Below are 18094 nucleotides of genomic sequence, written 5' to 3'. Positions count from 1 at the left end.
AAATTTAAATTCTTAAAACCTAACTTGAATGCAGCGAAAGATAGTTGGAAAACATTAAGAGCAGATGCGTTTACATTAAACGAAGGGATAAAAACATTAAAAATGGATCCTGTTTCTTCAAAAAATAGGGGAATACGGGTTTTGTTGCAAGGGCATTTATACAGTCATAAAATGATTTTTTATTCTTTATAAATTGAAAAGACCGAGGTGTAATAAAAGTAAATCAAATAAACAAAGACCCTGTAAAATACAGGGTTAAGGGAACACATAGTTTCTTAAAACCATAATAGCATATATTTTTTGTATAGTTATATGAGAGGTTTGACAAATTTAAGAACAAGATTAAAGATCTTTAAGAAAACAAATATAGTGCTAGAAAATTGATTTGTAATTTAAATGTTAATATATTGATATAGACGAAAACCCTTGGTAGCTCAATCAAATTAAACGATCAAGTTATGCAGAAATATGTTGATGTGTACCTATTCTATCAAGGTACATAGAACTAAAACTAAGATATTCTTACGAACTCAAAAAGCCGAAATTCCTTAACTTAGGAATTTCGGCTTTGATGTTTTATCTTGGGGTTGCTATTGGAATGAAATTTGGCACGTCTACTGCACCAGAATTATAAGTTCTCCGTTTTCTTAAATTAGAAACTTATACTGGATTACTGCAGTTAAATTGTTGTCATTTTAAAAGAACTGTTAGATAAAAAAGAAAAATCTATTGCTTTGTATTTAACTTGAAAATTTTTCTTTGAGTTAGCATCTTTTACATAATAATTATTGAGGAGGGAAAATTTTACTGAGAAATGCCATCAAATACAAGAATAGGCTAGTCTAATTTCTAATGGTCCCAGTATCTTTTATTTTGACGTGTGTCTTTACATTTATTTTAGCCTCTGCTAACGCTTGCAACCAATTTCCTTTTAGTTTTTTCCACTCTTTATATTGAAAAGCTCTAGCATATAGGGATAATCCGATTGGATCAATTTTATTCTGCTGTATTTCATCCAAAATATCTTGTAACTTCTTATTAATTTCTTTTTGAATAGCACTCTTTAAATTATTTATGTTTTTTTTATTATCATAATGTCCCTTAATTAAATTCGCATTGGTTTTTTCTATTAAAGCTACATTTGCATTTATATCGAGATTAAATACAAACTTTCCGTTTTGAAAATTAACATCTACCTTCCTTGTCGCATTCTGTACCAAGATAGAAGTGTTTGGTTTTTTGTTGGATTTTTTAGGAGGAAGCACAAGGTGTAGTATCATCCGGCCTTTATTTTTGGGCTTATTTATAAGATTGAAGAATTTAACATCTTTTTTAGGGATATGAGTTAAAAATTTTCCTTGTCGATCTAAAAGTGCAATTCCTATCGTGTCAATTTCATTTTTTGTTTTTTTGATAACTGGAACAGCTTGTGTCATTCCTTCTTCATTTTGTTCTCTCATTAATTGTTGAATAGTGGAAGAAACGGATTGATTATTTTGAATGGAGGATTCGATTACACTACTTATATAAGATGGTAGTGATGGTTTATCGGGCTTATTAATTGTGAAGATTTCTTCTACAGGTCCATCAACAAGTACTACTTTAGCATTAATGGTAGCGTAAGGATCACGGTAAGAAGAATCAAGCTCCTGCATCCAATTTGCTTCTTGGGCCAATTTTTTCCCAATTAAAATGATTTCAGCTTTGGAGGCTGTCATATAGCCCGTTAACTTCGTATCTATCTTACTGAATCCATTATATACAGTTGATGCCTGAGTCCAGTTCTCTATAGTACTTTTTTGCTGTCTATGATGAAAGAGTGGTATGCTTGTGCCCACCTTTACGTCTCCATTAGAGTTTCTATCCAAGGCAATTAAAAGGATTAATGAAACCTTCTCAAGAGGAATTCTCTGACTACAACCAATTAAACATACACAACAGATTACAATCCATATCCATTTTCGAATCAAAGCTGTTTCCTCCTAGTAAACCAAGTAAAAAGAATGCTGTAAGCGAAAAAAAAGATTGGTAATAGAATAAAGAAAATGATATTTAAGATATCCATAAGAGAATATATAAATAAATATTGATCTACATCGGGATTTAGAAAAACGAATAAGCTGACTATTAATAGCATAAAACCAACTAGCACCCAATTGCGAACGGTTTTTTGAAATAAAATGGTTACAGATTCGAAACTGAAAAATAAATACGGATATATTGTAGTGGAAAATACAATCAAATAGTAAGCGATATATATAATTTCTAATCGTTCTACGAAAGAAAAACGAACCCCTTTTAACAGATGAAATACTGGCCAAATTACGTCTTTTATCCCCTCCGGACTAAAGTATATATAAGAAAGAATAGTCACATATATATAGAAAAACATGGTTCCAGTATTCGCTATTAGTATTCCTTTTATGGCTTTTTGTTTTTTTTGTAAGAACGGATAAATAAAATATGCAATTTCTAAGCCTGCATAAGGAGTAATGGTTTCTTTTGTTGCCTTTACAATAGGGTATATGCCATCTTTAAAAATAGGTAGTAGATGTAAAGGATTGTAGTTACTTTTTAATGAAAAAAGAAGAAATAGTGGCATCCAAGTAGTGAAGAAGAAAACAAGCATAGAATAACTAGTAAGAGCCCTTAACCCACTCAGGGCTAAAATGATAAAAGGCAATAGTAATAATATGGCGATTTGATAAGCAGGAGTGGAAGGGAATATCCACACTTTTACAATATCAGTTGCCTTTAATAAAGTATTAAAACCAGCAAAAAATAGATAAAAGGCATATAAAAGAAGAAAAATTGTCCCTAGCCATTTACCAAAGTATGTATTTAAGATCTGAGAGAAATTTTTGTTAGGATTTTTTTGTAACATTAATATAATAATTACGCCAATTATAGAAGTAATTATCCATCCCAGAATGATAGAAATCCAGCCGTCTGTACCAGCGGTAGTGGCAAGAGGGCTTGGCATAATTAACATACCTGATGCAAGTTGCAGTGAATGAATGAAAACAATATATTCGAATAGGGTTATGCTTTGGAATTTAAGATTTCCCATGCGAACCACCTTCTTTTTTCTTTCTTTGTTTCGGCTGTCCTGTACTCGAGCGGGTGGTGATCATAGAAATAGGAAATCTTACAAAAGAATCTTTTAACTCTTGGAGACGAAATGGTGCAATTGGCAATCCATATGGTGAACCATAGGAAGTTAGTGAAACAAAATGAGCAAATAAGAGCATTAATCCACTAACAATACCTACAATCCCATAAAAATAGGCCAATAACATCATTGGAAAACGAATAAGCCGAATACAACTTGATAAATCATAATTAGAAACAATAAATGATGCAATGGCGGTAATAGATACGATAATAACCATAACGTTACTCACAAGACCAGCTTGAACAGCCGCCTGCCCAATTACAATCCCTCCAACAATTCCAATTGTTTGTCCAATTGGTTGTGGTAAGCGAATACCAGCTTCACGTAGCATTTCTAGTGTGATTTCCATTATAAAAGCTTCCAATAAAGGAGAGAAAGGGACTTTAACTCTTGACGTTGCAATAGAAGTGTATAGATCTAAAGGAATGATTTCAAAGTGAAAAGAGACTATAGCAATATAAATTGCGGGTAAAAAAATAGCTATAATAAATCCTGCAAATCGTAATAAGCGAAAAAATGATGCAATGAGCCAATGTATATTATAATCATCTGGAGTCTGAAAAAATCCAATTAAATTCATTGGGACAATCATCGCACCAGGAGATCTATCAATTAACACTGCTACTTTTCCATCAAGTATATGATTAGAAATGGCATCTGGGCGTTCACTTAAATAAGCCTGTGGAAAAGGAGTCCAATTTTGATCCTTTGTAAAATTAGATAGTTCTCCAATGCTCAATACCGCATCCGTTTTAATTTTACAGATTCTAGTTTCTATTTCTTGGACCACATCTTCGTTTGCTACATCCCCTAAGTAAATTAAATAGACTAAAGAAGTGGCGCGTTCTCCAATTGTCAATTTTTTAATTTTCAATTCAGTAGAAGGAATATATCGACGAATTAAGCCTATGTTTTTTGTGGCATTCTCAATAAACCCATCATGTGAGCCTTTAATAGTAACTTCTGAAATGGGTTCTTGAATCGCTCTCTCTGCCCAACCTTTTGTATTTATTAGAAGGGACCTCTTTTCTCCTTCCATAAACAGTACACATTGTCCCTCAAGTAATCCTTCTTTAATTTCATTCCACGTATATACTATTTTGGTATGAGTAGCAATAATATTAGAATTAAATATTTGACTGTCTTCATTCACTGCTTGTAATAATGGTGTAACAACATTTCCTTTTAATGCAACACCATCTGTAAGGCCTTCAAAATAATATAGTAAAATATTCGTGTTTGTTTTTAATTGCAAAGGATGTTCAATCAAATCTGCACTAATATCAAAGATGTTATCTAATGTGTTTTTAAGTTCATTTAAGTTACTTGTTTGGATTTTTTCAATGGTTATATCTGTCTTAGTTTCTAAGGTCTCTTCATTTAAGGACAAAATTGACACCTCTTTAATATATAACGATTAGTTGTATTTATTATTATTATATGATTGAATTTTATTCACTAATTTAAACTGATTTGGATCAAGAATAACTAAGTTTGATGTGCTATATTATAAATTCAATAATTGAGAGCAAAAAAGTAGATTTAGTTTTATCGGGTCATGCACATGGGGGACAAGTTCGGTTACCTTTTATCGGGGGATTAGTTGCTCCTAATCAAGGAATACTGCCCAAATATACAGCGGGTTTATATGAAAAACAAAATACGTTTATGATAGTTAGTAGAGGATTAGGCAATAGTATCATTCCGCAAAGAGTTTTTAATAGACCTGAGATCGTAGTCGTGCAGTTAAATTAATCTGTACGGCTTTTTTGTTCAGGGGAATAATTTAAAGGGAGTTTTTCTTCAGTACAAGTTTCCATTACAATTTTGTTAAAATTTTTCAACGTTACATAAAGTAACAAAATTTGACCTATTGAATTTGTTATAGTGTAAATAATCAAAAAACTTAAAAATTAGTCGAGTTAAAATAGTTATTATTAAACGATATTAAAAATATAAAGGGGTGTACAAATGCATAAAGAATTTGAAATTGAAGAATATACGGCGATCGAGGAGCAAATTCATTATTATAGTACGTCTTTATTAGTAAGTCATCCTGAGCAAATTGTAAAGTATTTAGAAAAACGGTTGGAAAAGTATGCAGAAACGTTACAATATGCACATTTATATCCGGAAACGGTTATATTACCAATACAGCAAATAGTTATCGAATATTCATTAGATGTTGCTAGAATTAGAAGGTATTTAAATTTAAAAACATAACAAAAATCGAATAATTTACAATGAAACAGAGTCGACTTTAAGAAAAGATATTCTAATGTCGACTCTGTTTCATTGCTTTAGTAAATAACAGAAAAAATATTTTTTGAAAAGTTTGACATATAATAACTCGAGAGTAAAATAAAAGTGAGTACTCACTCATTTTAAAGAAAAGGGGGATTTTTAGTGCAGCAACCTTCAATTATTTTACGAGATGTATCAAAAAGTTTTGGGAAAAAAGAAGTTTTGCATAACCTTTCGCTGCAAGTAGAAAAAGCAGAAATTTTTGGCTTGGTTGGACCTTCCGGATCAGGGAAAACAACACTCATTAAAATGATTGCAGGTATTAATGAGTCAACTACAGGCGATGTAATTGTTTTTAATACAAACATGCCTAATCTAAATGAAATGAAAAGAATTGGTTATATGGCTCAGGCTGATGCATTATACGAAGAACTATCGGCATATGAAAATGCAGATTTTATTGCAACGATGTATGGGTTAAAAGGTAAGCGTAAGAAAGAGAGAATCGTAGAAGTTTTTGAATTTGTGCAATTATCAGAGTATATGAAAAAGCAAGTACAGCATTTTTCAGGTGGAATGAAAAAACGTTTATCATTGGCGATAGCACTCCTTCATGAACCAGAAATATTAATTTTAGATGAGCCAACAGTTGGGATAGATCCTCTACTTCGAAAATCGATTTGGGAGAAGTTTTATGACCTTAAAAAGAAAGGAACAACTATTATTGTAACAACGCACATTATGGATGAAGCTGAGTTTTGCGAACGTCTAGGCTTAATTAGAGAAGGGAATTTAGTTGCGATTGGCACACCGGAGGAATTGAAAAAACAAACATCTTCTGGACGAATTGAAGATGTCTTTATGTTAGAAGGAGTGATTGAATCATGAGAGTTAATGGTGTAGTCATCCGTATCATTCGTCAATTTTTTCGAGATAAGCGTTCTTTAGCAATGATGTTTGGGGCACCAATATTATTACTTTGGTTATTGTCGCTAGTATTTACACAAAAAGACTATATACCGCATATTGCTGTAGTCGATGTGCCTGCTCCTATAGTAAAAGCAATGAAAAATCAAGAAGCATCAATTTATGAATATAGTAAAGACAGAGCAGTTTCGGAGTTAGAAAAGCAAAAGGTAGATGCAGTAATTCATTTAGAGAATGGAAAAATGAATCTTCTATTAGAAGGCAGTGATTCATCAAAAAATCGTGCGGTACTTCAAGTATTGCAAAAGAGTACAGAGAAGAGTGATGTATCAATGATGAAGCCTGAAGTGAATTATTTACATGGCTCTAAAGACATTACGATGTTTGATGGGCTTGGTCCCGTATTAATTGGTTTCTTTACATTTTTCTTTGTATTTATATTATCCGGAGTTTCTTTCGTAAGAGAACGTTTAAGTGGTACATTAGAGAGATTATTGTCCACACCAGTGAGAAGATGGGAAATAGTTGTAGGATATATTATTGGTTTTGGAATCTTTGCATTTATACAATCTATTATAATTGTAAGTTTTTCAGTTTATATTTTAGATTTATATGTAGTTGGCTCAATATGGCTAACGCTACTTATAACATGTATGCTTTCTTTAACTGCACTAACATTAGGCACATTTTTATCGGCATACGCAAATAATGAATTTCAAATGATTCAGTTTATACCGCTTGTTATCGTGCCACAAGTTTTCTTTTCTGGGTTGTTTCCAATGGAATCCATGAATACATGGTTACAAATGTTAGGTAAATTATTTCCACTCACATATGGTGCTGACGCAATGAGACAAGTAATGATTCGGAATCAAGGGTTTGCAGAAATTGCTGTAGATCTTACTGTTTTATTTCTTTTTTCACTATTATTTGCAGTAGGAAATATATTTGCTTTAAAGAAACATCGCAAAATATAATGACGATAAAAAGGAGCTTTATAAATGAAGAAGGATTGGCTGGAAGAATTAGTTGCCGCAACGAATACTGATAAACGTAATGAACGTCAAATGCGTATATTAGAGGCAGCTGTTGATATGTTTGGAGAAAAAGGGTACGCCTCAACTTCAACAAGTGAGATTGCAAAAAGAGCTGGTGTAGCGGAAGGAACAATCTTCCGCTACTATAAAACGAAAAAAGATTTATTGTTTGCAGTCGTGATGCCGACCTTAACAAAGTTTGCTGCACCATTTTTCGTACAAGCCTTTGCAAAAGAAATATTTAAAACAGATTATGAATCGTATGAAGTGCTTTTAAGAGTAATAATTCAAAATAGATTTGAATTTGCTAAAAAGCACTTTCCAATGATAAAAATATTAATTCAAGAAGTACCATTTCAGCCTGAACTAAAAAGTGAAATACAACAATTAATAGAAACAGAACTGCTTGTACATTTTAAAAAGTTGATTGCAAAGTTTCAAGAAGAAGGGACAATTATTGAAATACCACCATCTTCTGTATTACGACTTACGTTATCAGCTGTATTAGGATTACTCTTAACGAGGTTCTTATTATTGCCTGAAGAGAAATGGGACGATGAAGTGGAAATTGAAAATACGATTCAATTTATATTGTATGGACTAACGCCACGGAGGTAATGAAATAAATTATGCGAAATTCGCCGGTTGTTCAAGTTGCATAAAGGAACGAATTGCTGTTGAGACCTGCTAAATACCTATCGTTAATTCTGCTAGAAAATCTGAATTCAAACGCTGATATAACGATAACGACTCTTTATCCATCTGATCACGCTGGAGTAGTGGTGAATCTAGTTGTTTAATACAGACTTTTAATAAGACATTATAATATGTATAAGAACTACAAAAGATACACGAAATTCAAAGCAATCGATATAAAATCGATTGCTTTTTTTTATTTCAGAAGAGAAGCGTAACATAATATTGGCTAAGTTAAACGAGCTAAGACAAAAAAACAACAATAGGCCACAGGATGAATTAACGTAAGAACTCGATGTGAATCGGACAACGCTTTGGAGTGACGTGAAAAGTAGTGGACTTTATGGACTTCCAAAACGAAATCATTGATAGTTTGCTAGCAGAAAAGCAGGAGTAAGTATACGCATAGTTTATGAATTTAATTGGATTGATTTTAAGATAATAGTCGAATGGATAAAGGTACTTTTACACGACGTGAAATGAAATCGAAAAAAATCGATTAAATTAAACGTTAAAATTAGGTGATTTAGAAAGTGGATTGTCGAATTTTATTATTAGGGAACATTTCTTTAAAAGTTCTTTAACAATCGCACATTTTAAAACGTTACAAATTAATTGAAATATGAATGCCATTTAAATTTATAACTTGATTAAAGATTTTTATTTAGGGCATATAGCCAGGTGAAGGATAAAAAATTAGGATGTAATGTTACCAACGTGAAAGGTAGTATTTGGAAATCGCGAGAAGATCTTTTATTAGTTATTAATGCATACGCCGCTCTATTTATCAAATTGAAGTGTATGTGGGCATATTTTCAGGTATTATAAAACACAGTTTAAAAATAGCATGAGCATTGGCTGAGGTATTTCATAAATATGCAGGGAAGAGAAAAACACTTAGCGGTTTGATTACTATTTTAAAATCGTGGGCAATTTGATTTGATGAAAAGTATTATTAAAAACATATTTCGAACCATCCCCAGAAACGATAGTGATAATTTCAGATTCGGAAAAAGATAGAGATTATAAAACAAAATAATACATATTTCGACACAAAGTACCCTATGTTGTTGTAGAACAATGTAGGAATTTTTTTGTGCATTGGTACAGAATCTGTTTTAAAATTAAGTTATGACAGAATTGTAGCAATTGTCTAACTAATATTCGTGTCTTTTAAGAAGTAATGTTTGTAGTAGAAACTCGTACGCTGTCGAAACTCAATATTCGATAAGGGGTGTGTAGTGGAATGGAATTTACTCTAACTCGCGAAAAACAAATGATTAAAGAAATGGTACGTGACTTTGCTGAAAAGGAAATCGCACCGAAAGCTGTGTATTATGACAAAACTGCAGAGTTTCCATATGAAACATTTCAAAAAATGGGCGAACTAGGATTATTAGGCATCCCATTCCCAGAAGAGTATGGAGGTTCAGGTGGCGATACAGTATCGTACGCGTTAGCAGTTGAAGAAATTGGTCGTGCTTGTGGTGGTACTGGTTTAAGCTATGCTGCAACAATTTCATTAGGTGCTTCTCCAATTTATTATTTCGGTACAGAAGAACAAAAACAAAAATATTTAGTTCCAATGGCGTCAGGGAAAACATTAGGTGCTTTCGGATTAACAGAGCCAAATGCTGGATCTGATGCAGGGGGCACACAAACGAAAGCAATATTAGATGGCGATGAATATGTTATTAGTGGCGAAAAGTGTTGGATCACAAATGCAGAGTATGCAAATACAATTATTGTAACCGCTATCAACGGTGTTGAAGACAATGGTAGAAAACGTATTTCTGCATTTATCGTACCGACTACTAGTGAAGGATTAACGATTTCAAGCCCTTACGATAAGATGGGTGTTCGTGCTTCTAATACTTGTGAAATCGTACTTGATGGTGTGCGTGTACCGAAAGAAAATATACTTGGTGATGTAAATAAAGGATTTAAACAATTCTTATATACACTTGATGGAGGACGTATTTCAATCGCAGCATTAGCAGTAGGTATTGCACAATCTGCATTTGAACGTGCATTGCAATATGCGAAAGAACGTCAACAATTTGGAAAAACGATTTCTAATTTCCAAGCGATTCAATTTAAATTAGCTGATATGGCGACTGAAGTGGAATTAGCTCGTAATTTAGTACATAAAGCAGCTTGGTTAAAAGATAACGATAAACCTTTCGGTAAAGAAGCGGCTATGGCAAAATTGTTTGCATCTGAAGCAGCGAGTCGTATTGCGAATCATGCAGTACAAATTCATGGTGGATATGGCTATATGCGTGAATATGAAGTTGAACGATATATTCGTGATGCAAAACTTTTAGAAATTGGTGAAGGAACTTCTGAAATTCAACGTCTCGTAATTGCAAGACATTTAGGATGTAGATAAAAAGGAGGAGTCACTATGTTTCAAAAAATATTAATTGCTAATCGCGGGGAAATCGCAGTTCGCATTATGAAAACTTGTCAAAAACTTGGCATTCGTACCGTTGCTATTTATTCTGAGGCTGATGAAAATGCCCTTCATGTAAAATTGGCAAATGAAGCTTACTTAGTAGGCGGTCCACGTGTCCAAGAAAGCTATTTAAACCTTGAAAAAATTATTGAAATAGCTAAGAAGACAAATGCTGAAGCAATCCATCCGGGGTACGGATTATTATCAGAGAATCCATCTTTTCCGATTCGCTGTAAAGAAGAAGGAATCGTATTTATCGGTCCTTCAGAAGAAATCATTACTAAGATGGGAAGTAAAATTGAGTCACGTATAGCGATGCAAGCAGCAGATGTGCCAGTAGTTCCAGGCATTACTACAAATATTGAAACTGCTGAAGAAGCAATTGAAATTGCAAAACAAATTGGTTATCCATTAATGCTTAAGGCATCCGCGGGCGGCGGAGGCATTGGAATGCAGTTGATGGAAACTGAGCAAACGCTCACCAAAGCATTTGAAAGTAATAAAACAAGAGCGCAAAATTTCTTTGGTAACGGAGAAATGTATTTAGAGCGCTATATAGCAGATGCACACCATATTGAAATTCAGCTTTTAGCAGATACACATGGTAATACAGTGTATTTATGGGAACGTGAATGTTCAGTGCAGCGCCGAAATCAAAAAGTAATTGAAGAAGCGCCTTCACCATTTTTAGATGAAGGTACACGAAAGGCTATGGGAGAAGTTGCTGTACAAGCTGCTAAAGCTCTTGGTTATACAAATGCTGGCACAGTGGAGTTTCTTGTAGATGATCAAAAGAACTTTTATTTCTTAGAGATGAATACGAGATTACAAGTAGAACATCCAGTTACAGAAGAAATTACTGGGTTAGATCTAGTTGAACAACAACTACTTATCGCATATGGTGAGAAGCTATCATTTACACAAGATGATGTAAAACGTAGTGGTCATGCCATCGAGGCTCGTATTTATGCAGAAGATCCGAAAACATTCTTCCCATCACCTGGGAAAATTACAGATCTAACGTTACCGACAAATGTACGTATTGATCACTTTTTGGAGAATCAAGTAACGATTACACCTTTCTATGATCCAATGATTGCGAAAGTAATCGCTCATGGCGAAACTCGTGAAGAAGCGATTTCAAAATTACAGGATGCGCTGCAAGAGTTAAAAGTAGAAGGTATTAAAACGAATACACCAATGCTACTACAAGTATTGGAAGATGATGTGTTCAAAAGTGGTATTTATACAACGGGTTTTGTAACGAAACAACTTGTTAAAAAATAAGATTTATGAATATTAAGGGGGAAAAAATGATGACGAAAGTATATGCATCGATGGCAGGAAATGTTTGGAAGATTGTTGTAGGAGTAGGAGACACAGTAGAGGAAGAGCAGGATGTCGTCATTTTGGAATCTATGAAAATGGAAATTCCAATCGTTTCAGAAGAAGCCGGAACTGTTATGAAAATTAACGTACAAGAAGGCGATTTTGTAAATGAAGGAGATGTATTACTAGAAATTGAATAGGGAGATATAGGGGGAAGCGAATTGAAACTACCTAATTTTGCTGTCATTAAAGAAGTCGGGCCACGTGATGGCTTACAGAATGAAAAAAAGATTGTTGGCACAAAAGATAAAGTAAAATGGATTCAACTACTTACAGAAGCGGGATTGTCGTACGTTGAAGTTTCCTCATTCGTTCACCCTAAATGGGTTCCTGCATTAGCAGATGCAAGTGATGTATTTTCTGAGCTAAAAAGGGATCCAAATGTTACATATGCAGCGCTTGTTCCAAATCAAAATGGTTTGGAACGAGCTTTTTTGCAAAATGTAGATGAGGTGAATGTTTTTTTATCAGCAAGTGAATCTCATAATAAAAGTAACATTAATAAACCAATTAAAGAAGCATTAGGTGTAATTGAAGATATAACAAAACAGGCAACATTCGAAGGGAAAAAGGTAAGAGGCTATGTTTCTACTGTATTTGGATGTCCTTATGAAGGGGATATAAGTGCCACAGCAGTTGACGAAATATGTAATCAACTATTCTCATACGGCATTTATGAAATCTCTCTTGGTGACACGATCGGTGTAGCAAATCCATTACAAGTAGAGCAAGTATTAGAGCATTTATTAAAGAAGTATGATGCTTCGCAGTTTGCAATGCATTTTCATAATACGTATGGAATGGCACTGGCAAATGTAGTTAAGTCTTTAGAACATGGTATTACAACGTTTGATAGTTCTTGTGGTGGACTTGGAGGGTGTCCTTATGCACCAGGAGCATCGGGTAATGTTGCTACTGATGACTTAGTACATATGCTCCATAAGTTAGGTGTCCAAACAAATATAGACGAAGAAAAGTTATTGAGAGCTAGTCATTTTATTCAAAGTAAGTTAAATATCCAATTACCGAGTCATGTGTATAGAGCGCTTCAACATAAAACGATAAGTAGGTGAGAAGATGCTACAATTACAAAACATTTCCGTTGACTATGTTACACCGCATGTTGTAAAGATTTCGTTAAATCGTGAAAGACAAGCCAACTCATTATCTTTGGCATTATTAGAAGAATTACAAACTATATTAACTCAAATAAACGAAGAATCAAATACGCGCGTTGTTATTTTAACAGGGGCTGGCGAAAAAGCGTTTTGCGCTGGTGCTGATTTAAAAGAGCGTGCCAACATGAATGAAGAACAAGTTCGCCATGCTGTGGGTATGATTCGTTCTACTATGGAGATGGTTGAACAATTACCACAACCAGTTATTGCTGCAATAAATGGAATTGCACTTGGTGGAGGTACTGAATTAAGCTTAGCTTGTGATTTTAGAATTGCTTCTGACACTGCAAGTCTAGGTCTCACTGAAACTTCCCTTGCAATAATACCTGGAGCGGGTGGTACGCAGCGATTACCTAGATTAATTGGAGTTGGTAGAGCGAAAGAATTAATTTATACAGGAAGACGTATTTCGGCGCAAGAAGCGAAAGAATATGGTTTAGTAGAATTCGTAGTACCAGCTGATTTACTAGAAGAGAAAGCAATTGAAATTGCAGATCGAATTGCTAATAATGGTCCAATTGCCGTTCGATTAGCAAAAGAAGCAATTTCAAATGGTATTCAAGTAGATTTACATACCGGCTTACAAATGGAAAAACAGGCGTATGAGGGCGTAATCCATACGAAAGATAGATTAGAAGGATTACAGGCATTCAAGGAAAAACGCAAACCAATGTATAAGGGGGAGTAAATATGTTAGATCAAAAACAACAATCTAATTCATTTGAAGAACGAGTTGAAACAATTAAGCAAGGCGGGGCACCGAAATATCATGAACAAAACAAAGCAAAAGGGAAACTTTTTGTTCGAGATCGTTTGGCTCTTTTATTCGATAATGGTGAATATGTGGAAGATGCATTATTTGCAAATTGTGAACAAACTGGATTACCAGCTGATGGTGTTGTAACTGCGACTGGTAAAATACATGGTCGTACTGCGTGCGTAATGGCAAATGATTCGACTGTAAAAGCTGGATCATGGGGAGCACGTACAGTTGAAAAAATTCTACGTATTCAAGAAACAGCAGAAAAATTACGTGTACCGTTATTTTATTTAGTTGATTCTGCTGGAGCGCGTATTACAGATCAAGTTGAAATGTTCCCTGGACGCCGCGGTGCAGGAAGAATCTTTTATAACCAAGTGAAATTATCTGGTAAAGTGCCACAAATTTGTTTATTATTTGGACCCTCAGCGGCTGGTGGTGCGTATATTCCAGCATTTTGTGACGTTGTTATGATGGTTGAAGGAAATGCTTCTATGTATTTAGGGTCTCCGCGTATGGCTGAAATGGTTATCGGTGAGAAGGTAACTTTAGAAGAAATGGGCGGAGCACGTATGCATTGCTCAGTATCAGGATGCGGAGATGTTTTATGTAAAACAGAAGAAGATGCAATTACGCAAGCAAGACAATATATTTCTTATTTTCCAAGTAACTATTTAGAAAAGACTCCTTTGATTACACCTCAAGAACCGAAACAGTTCGATAAAACGTTAGAAGAAATCATTCCAGAAAACCAAAATGCTCCTTTCAATATGAAAGATCTCATTAACAGAATTATTGATGAAGGTTCTTTCTTTGAAGTGAAAAAATTATTTGCGCAAGAACTAATTACAGGTTTAGCACGCATTGATGGTAAGCCAATTGGCATTATTGCAAATCAGCCGCGTATGAAGGGCGGCGTATTATTCCACGATTCAGCTGATAAAGCAGCGAAGTTTATAAATTTATGCGATGCATACCATATTCCATTATTATTCCTTGCAGATGTACCTGGATTTATGATTGGTACAAAAGTAGAACGTGCCGGAATTATTCGTCACGGTGCAAAAATGATCTCTGCAATGAGTGAAGCAACTGTACCAAAAATTTCTATCGTCGTTCGAAAAGCATATGGAGCTGGCTTATATGCAATGGCAGGTCCAGCGTTTGAACCAGATTGCTGCTTAGCATTACCAACAGCTTCTATTGCAGTAATGGGTCCAGAAGCAGCGGTCAATGCTGTATATGCAAATAAGATTGCAGCTTTACCAGAAGAAGAGCGTGCAAGCTTTATTGCTGAAAAACGAGAAGAGTATAAGAAAGATATTGATATTTACCGTTTAGCATCTGAGATGGTGATTGATGGTATTGTTCATCCAAACAATTTACGTGAAGAGTTAAAAGGACGATTCGAAATGTATATGAGTAAATATCAAGTATTCACGGATCGTAAACATCCTGTATATCCAGTTTAAAAGCCCTATTTAGGGCTTTCTTGCTCAAAAAGTCAAGGAGGGGAAAACATGAAACAAGCAGTTTGGTTTCCAACAGAAGAATATAAAGAAAAAACGCGTTTATTTGGTTGGATGAAATCATTAGGCTATGAAGATTACGAATCTTTTTATAATAAGTCAATTGAAGAAACAGCTTGGTTTTGGGGAGAAGCTGAGAGAGCAGTTGGCTATCAGTGGATGAAACCATATACAGAAGTGTTAGATTTAGAAAATGGTACACCGTTTGCACAGTGGTATACTGAGGGAACTTGTAACGTAGTAGAGTCTGCTTTATCTCGCTGGCTTGCAGACGATAAAACGAAAACACAAGCAGCACTTATGTATGAAGGGGAAAACGGAACTTCGAAATCATTTACATATGAAGAGCTTGACAGCTGGGTAAGCCGTGTTGCCAACGGTTTGAAACATGCTGGTATTGAAAAAGGTGATCGTGTAACAATTTACATGCCAATGATTCCTGAAACAGTTGTTGCTATGTTAGCGGTAATGAAAATTGGAGCGATTATTTCACCAATATTCTCAGGTTTTGCTGCTGATGCAGTAATGACACGTGTACAAGCAGCTGGTTCAAAAATGGTTATTACCGCAGATGGCTTTTCACGCCGTGGGAAAATTGTTTCATTAAAAGATGAAGTAGATAAAGCTTGTGAACATTGTCCAACTGTTGAAAAGGTGGTAATTGTTCGTCATGCAGGAAATGATTTTACACCGCATAATTATGATTTTTCATGGAGTACGTTAGAAAAAGAAAAACCATTTATACATGCTGAAGAAATGAACAGTGATGATCCATTAATGCTTATATATACATCTGGAACGACTGGTAAGCCGAAGGGGACAGTACACACACATGCTGGTTTTCCGCTAAAATCTGCATTTGATGCAGGGTTTGGAATGAATATAAAACAAGGCGACCGCGTATTGTGGGTAACTGATATGGGCTGGATGATGGGACCATTTTTACTATTCGGCTCTTTAATTAATGGCGCAACGATGGTTATGTACGAAGGTGTTCCAGACTTTCCAGAAGCAGATCGCTTATGGGAGACAGTTGATAAATATGAAATTACTCATCTCGGTATTTCGCCAACGTTAATCCGTGCATTAATGGCAAAAGGTGATGAGTATGTAAATAAACATTCTTTAAAGAGTTTAGAAGTATTCGCATCAACAGGAGAACCTTGGAATCCAGATCCGTGGATGTGGCTGTTTGAAACAGTTGGAAAAGGAAAGGTCCCGATCTGTAACTACTCAGGTGGAACTGAAATTTCTGGTGGGATTTTCGGTAATGTTCTTATAAAGCCAATTGCACCGATTAGTTTTAACGCATCTTTACCAGGAATGGCAGCAGTTGTACTTGATAATCAAGGTAAACCGATTCGTGATGAAGTCGGAGAGTTATGTTTAGAAAAACCGTGGGTTGGTATGACGAAAAGTTTCTGGGAAGATGATGAGCGTTATGTGAACACATACTGGTCACGTTTTGAAAATAAATGGGTTCATGGTGACTGGGTCATTTATGACGGTGAGCAATATATCATTACAGGACGTTCAGATGATACGTTAAACATTGCTGGAAAACGTATTGGGCCTGCTGAATATGAATCTATTCTTGTGAAACATAATGATGTAATAGAAGCAGCGGCAGTTGGTGTACCGGATGATGTAAAAGGTGAAGTTTGTCATTGTTTTGTTGTATTACGAGACGGTGTAATATTCTCTGGCGAGTTAAAGAAAGAATTAATGAGTTTAGTAAACTCTCATATTGGTAAAGCTTTATGTCCAAAAGACATCCACGTTGTAGAAGATTTACCAAAAACACGAAATTCTAAAGTAATGCGACGTGTTATTAAAGCAGCTTACTTAGGAAAAGAGTTAGGAGATTTATCGTCACTTGTAAATCCTGAAGTAGTTCCGTTTATTCAGGGGTTACAGTCTAGCAAACTATAAAATTACGAATGAGCTCTATGTAAATAGAGCTCATTTTTAATGTTTACAAAAAGATAAGAGAGAAAAAGTAAATTTGAAGTTAAAAAATCTACTATTAGTGTTAAGTATGTCTGTTTGTTTTTAGTTTTTATCAAAATAGGATACTGTGGCTGTCTATTCAATGGAGTGATTGAATTTTGTTAAGAATGAAAATTTAGTGAAGAAAAAAGTAATGAATAAAAGGAGAAATCCCTGGGGGACAGGGATTCAATAAGGGAGATATTATTGTCGTTCTATGTCGAAATTTGGCGTATCCGACAAATTAATATTATCACGAATTTTCAGGATATTGTGATAGTGGATGTGTCAAAAATGTGTACGGGTTTCATATACAAGTGTTATTTAAATAGGAAAAGGGAAAAGAATTAAGTTCACTGGTTCTTAAGATTTTTTCCCTTTTAAATTTACTGTTTGTTCGTTGTTCTATATACAGCTGAAATTGGTAAATCTTCGCCATGTAAAGCTTGAGTACTGTCCTTTTTGTTTGAATCATGTGCCTCCTGAGATGTTTCTTGCATTTGCTCTTGGGCTTTACTAGGAGTATTCAGCGCATCCGATGACACATAATCAAGTTGTTGACTTAATAGATTTTTTTTATCCATGTTATGTAGCTCCTTTTTGAACTTAGATATAAAAACGAAGTATTTTTAAATAGTTACGTGGATATTATGTATCTTTGAATGGAATTATATACACAAACTATATTGAGAATTTAACTAATTATAAAAAT

15 protein-coding genes and 2 pseudogenes are annotated in these 18094 nt (G+C 34.5%); 13 read left to right on the top strand and 4 right to left on the bottom strand.

Annotated features, from left to right (window positions below):
- Positions 1-192: pseudogene (locus tag V7038_RS19930) on the top strand (hypothetical protein); the annotation flags it as partial.
- A gap of 650 nt (positions 193-842) precedes the next feature.
- On the opposite strand, the gene V7038_RS19925 reads toward V7038_RS19930, so the two are convergent.
- Genes V7038_RS19925 through V7038_RS19915 form a run of 3 tightly spaced genes read right to left on the bottom strand, consistent with a single transcriptional unit; the run spans position 843 to position 4565 of the window.
- A complete protein-coding gene (locus tag V7038_RS19925; protein WP_335695541.1) occupies positions 843-1970 on the bottom strand; it encodes a Ger(x)C family spore germination protein in 1128 nt (375 codons plus the stop codon).
- Positions 1967-3070, bottom strand: a complete 1104-nt coding sequence (locus tag V7038_RS19920; protein WP_078181598.1) for a GerAB/ArcD/ProY family transporter — start codon at positions 3068-3070, stop codon at positions 1967-1969. Before V7038_RS19920 ends, V7038_RS19925 begins: the two co-directional genes overlap by 4 nt.
- Positions 3057-4565: a spore germination protein gene (locus V7038_RS19915; RefSeq protein WP_002161729.1), complete on the bottom strand. Its 1509-nt coding sequence runs from the start codon at positions 4563-4565 to the stop codon at positions 3057-3059. Before V7038_RS19915 ends, V7038_RS19920 begins: the two co-directional genes overlap by 14 nt.
- 140 nt (positions 4566-4705) lie before the next feature.
- Between V7038_RS19915 and V7038_RS19910 the strand changes: the two are divergent.
- The 12 genes and pseudogenes from V7038_RS19910 to V7038_RS19855 form a co-directional block, all read left to right on the top strand.
- Positions 4706-4930: pseudogene (locus V7038_RS19910) on the top strand (metallophosphoesterase); the annotation flags it as partial.
- 216 nt (positions 4931-5146) lie between these two features.
- Positions 5147-5398 (top strand): hypothetical protein, encoded by a 252-nt coding sequence (locus V7038_RS19905; protein ID WP_002017002.1) that lies wholly within the window; start codon positions 5147-5149, stop codon positions 5396-5398.
- Positions 5399-5581: 183 nt separating this feature from the next.
- The gene (locus V7038_RS19900; RefSeq protein WP_335695540.1) at positions 5582-6307 is read left to right on the top strand and encodes an ABC transporter ATP-binding protein; all 726 of its coding nucleotides are present in this window, start codon (positions 5582-5584) and stop codon (positions 6305-6307) included.
- The gene (locus tag V7038_RS19895) at positions 6304-7323 is read left to right on the top strand and encodes an ABC transporter permease (RefSeq protein ID WP_335695539.1); all 1020 of its coding nucleotides are present in this window, start codon (positions 6304-6306) and stop codon (positions 7321-7323) included. The genes V7038_RS19900 and V7038_RS19895 overlap by 4 nt, the downstream gene beginning before the upstream one ends.
- 24 nt (positions 7324-7347) lie before the next feature.
- Positions 7348-8001, top strand: coding sequence for a TetR/AcrR family transcriptional regulator (locus tag V7038_RS19890; RefSeq protein WP_002109999.1), 654 nt, complete (start codon positions 7348-7350; stop codon positions 7999-8001).
- Positions 8002-9325: 1324 nt separating this feature from the next.
- Positions 9326-10471 carry an acyl-CoA dehydrogenase gene (locus V7038_RS19885; RefSeq protein ID WP_002110003.1) on the top strand — a complete coding sequence of 382 codons (1146 nt, stop codon included), beginning with the start codon at positions 9326-9328 and terminating at the stop codon, positions 10469-10471.
- Between the two features lie 15 nt (positions 10472-10486).
- Entirely contained in the window at positions 10487-11824 is a 1338-nt protein-coding gene (locus V7038_RS19880; RefSeq protein ID WP_002200449.1) for an acetyl-CoA carboxylase biotin carboxylase subunit, read from the top strand.
- Between the two features lie 26 nt (positions 11825-11850).
- Positions 11851-12066 carry an acetyl-CoA carboxylase biotin carboxyl carrier protein subunit gene (locus V7038_RS19875; protein WP_001985297.1) on the top strand — a complete coding sequence of 72 codons (216 nt, stop codon included), beginning with the start codon at positions 11851-11853 and terminating at the stop codon, positions 12064-12066.
- A gap of 21 nt (positions 12067-12087) precedes the next feature.
- Positions 12088-12999 (top strand): hydroxymethylglutaryl-CoA lyase, encoded by a 912-nt coding sequence (gene mvaB, locus V7038_RS19870; RefSeq protein WP_002110006.1) that lies wholly within the window; start codon positions 12088-12090, stop codon positions 12997-12999.
- A gap of 4 nt (positions 13000-13003) precedes the next feature.
- On the top strand, positions 13004-13792 hold the full coding sequence (locus tag V7038_RS19865) for an enoyl-CoA hydratase (protein WP_002161717.1): 789 nt from the start codon (positions 13004-13006) through the stop codon (positions 13790-13792).
- Positions 13793-13794: 2 nt separating this feature from the next.
- Positions 13795-15336, top strand: a complete 1542-nt coding sequence (locus tag V7038_RS19860) for an acyl-CoA carboxylase subunit beta (RefSeq protein ID WP_002017014.1) — start codon at positions 13795-13797, stop codon at positions 15334-15336.
- 48 nt (positions 15337-15384) lie between these two features.
- A complete protein-coding gene (locus V7038_RS19855) occupies positions 15385-17325 on the top strand; it encodes an AMP-binding protein (protein WP_335695538.1) in 1941 nt (646 codons plus the stop codon).
- Between the two features lie 443 nt (positions 17326-17768).
- Here V7038_RS19855 and V7038_RS19850 read toward each other — a convergent pair whose 3' ends face one another.
- Positions 17769-17966 (bottom strand): hypothetical protein, encoded by a 198-nt coding sequence (locus V7038_RS19850; RefSeq protein ID WP_002110011.1) that lies wholly within the window; start codon positions 17964-17966, stop codon positions 17769-17771.
- Between the last annotated feature and the right edge of the window lie 128 nt (positions 17967-18094).

This window comes from Bacillus sp. JJ783, assembly GCF_036963225.1.
In the GTDB taxonomy this organism is placed as follows: domain Bacteria; phylum Bacillota; class Bacilli; order Bacillales; family Bacillaceae_G; genus Bacillus_A; species Bacillus_A cereus_U.
Note: the sequence above shows the minus strand (reverse complement) of the source record. Positions and strands in the feature narration are given on the sequence as shown.

What these genes read in the sequence shown, in the direction of transcription:
- V7038_RS19885 (WP_002110003.1), top strand. Translation starts at nt 9,326, where the DNA reads ATGGAATTTACTCTAACTCGCGAAAAACAAATGATTAAAGAAATGGTA.
- V7038_RS19850 (WP_002110011.1), bottom strand. Translation starts at nt 17,966, where the DNA reads ATGGATAAAAAAAATCTATTAAGTCAACAACTTGATTATGTGTCATCG.
- V7038_RS19905 (WP_002017002.1), top strand. Translation starts at nt 5,147, where the DNA reads ATGCATAAAGAATTTGAAATTGAAGAATATACGGCGATCGAGGAGCAA.
- V7038_RS19860 (WP_002017014.1), top strand. Translation starts at nt 13,795, where the DNA reads ATGTTAGATCAAAAACAACAATCTAATTCATTTGAAGAACGAGTTGAA.
- V7038_RS19880 (WP_002200449.1), top strand. Translation starts at nt 10,487, where the DNA reads ATGTTTCAAAAAATATTAATTGCTAATCGCGGGGAAATCGCAGTTCGC.
- V7038_RS19855 (WP_335695538.1), top strand. Translation starts at nt 15,385, where the DNA reads ATGAAACAAGCAGTTTGGTTTCCAACAGAAGAATATAAAGAAAAAACG.
- V7038_RS19865 (WP_002161717.1), top strand. Translation starts at nt 13,004, where the DNA reads ATGCTACAATTACAAAACATTTCCGTTGACTATGTTACACCGCATGTT.
- V7038_RS19895 (WP_335695539.1), top strand. Translation starts at nt 6,304, where the DNA reads ATGAGAGTTAATGGTGTAGTCATCCGTATCATTCGTCAATTTTTTCGA.
- V7038_RS19890 (WP_002109999.1), top strand. Translation starts at nt 7,348, where the DNA reads ATGAAGAAGGATTGGCTGGAAGAATTAGTTGCCGCAACGAATACTGAT.
- V7038_RS19920 (WP_078181598.1), bottom strand. Translation starts at nt 3,070, where the DNA reads ATGGGAAATCTTAAATTCCAAAGCATAACCCTATTCGAATATATTGTT.
- V7038_RS19875 (WP_001985297.1), top strand. Translation starts at nt 11,851, where the DNA reads ATGATGACGAAAGTATATGCATCGATGGCAGGAAATGTTTGGAAGATT.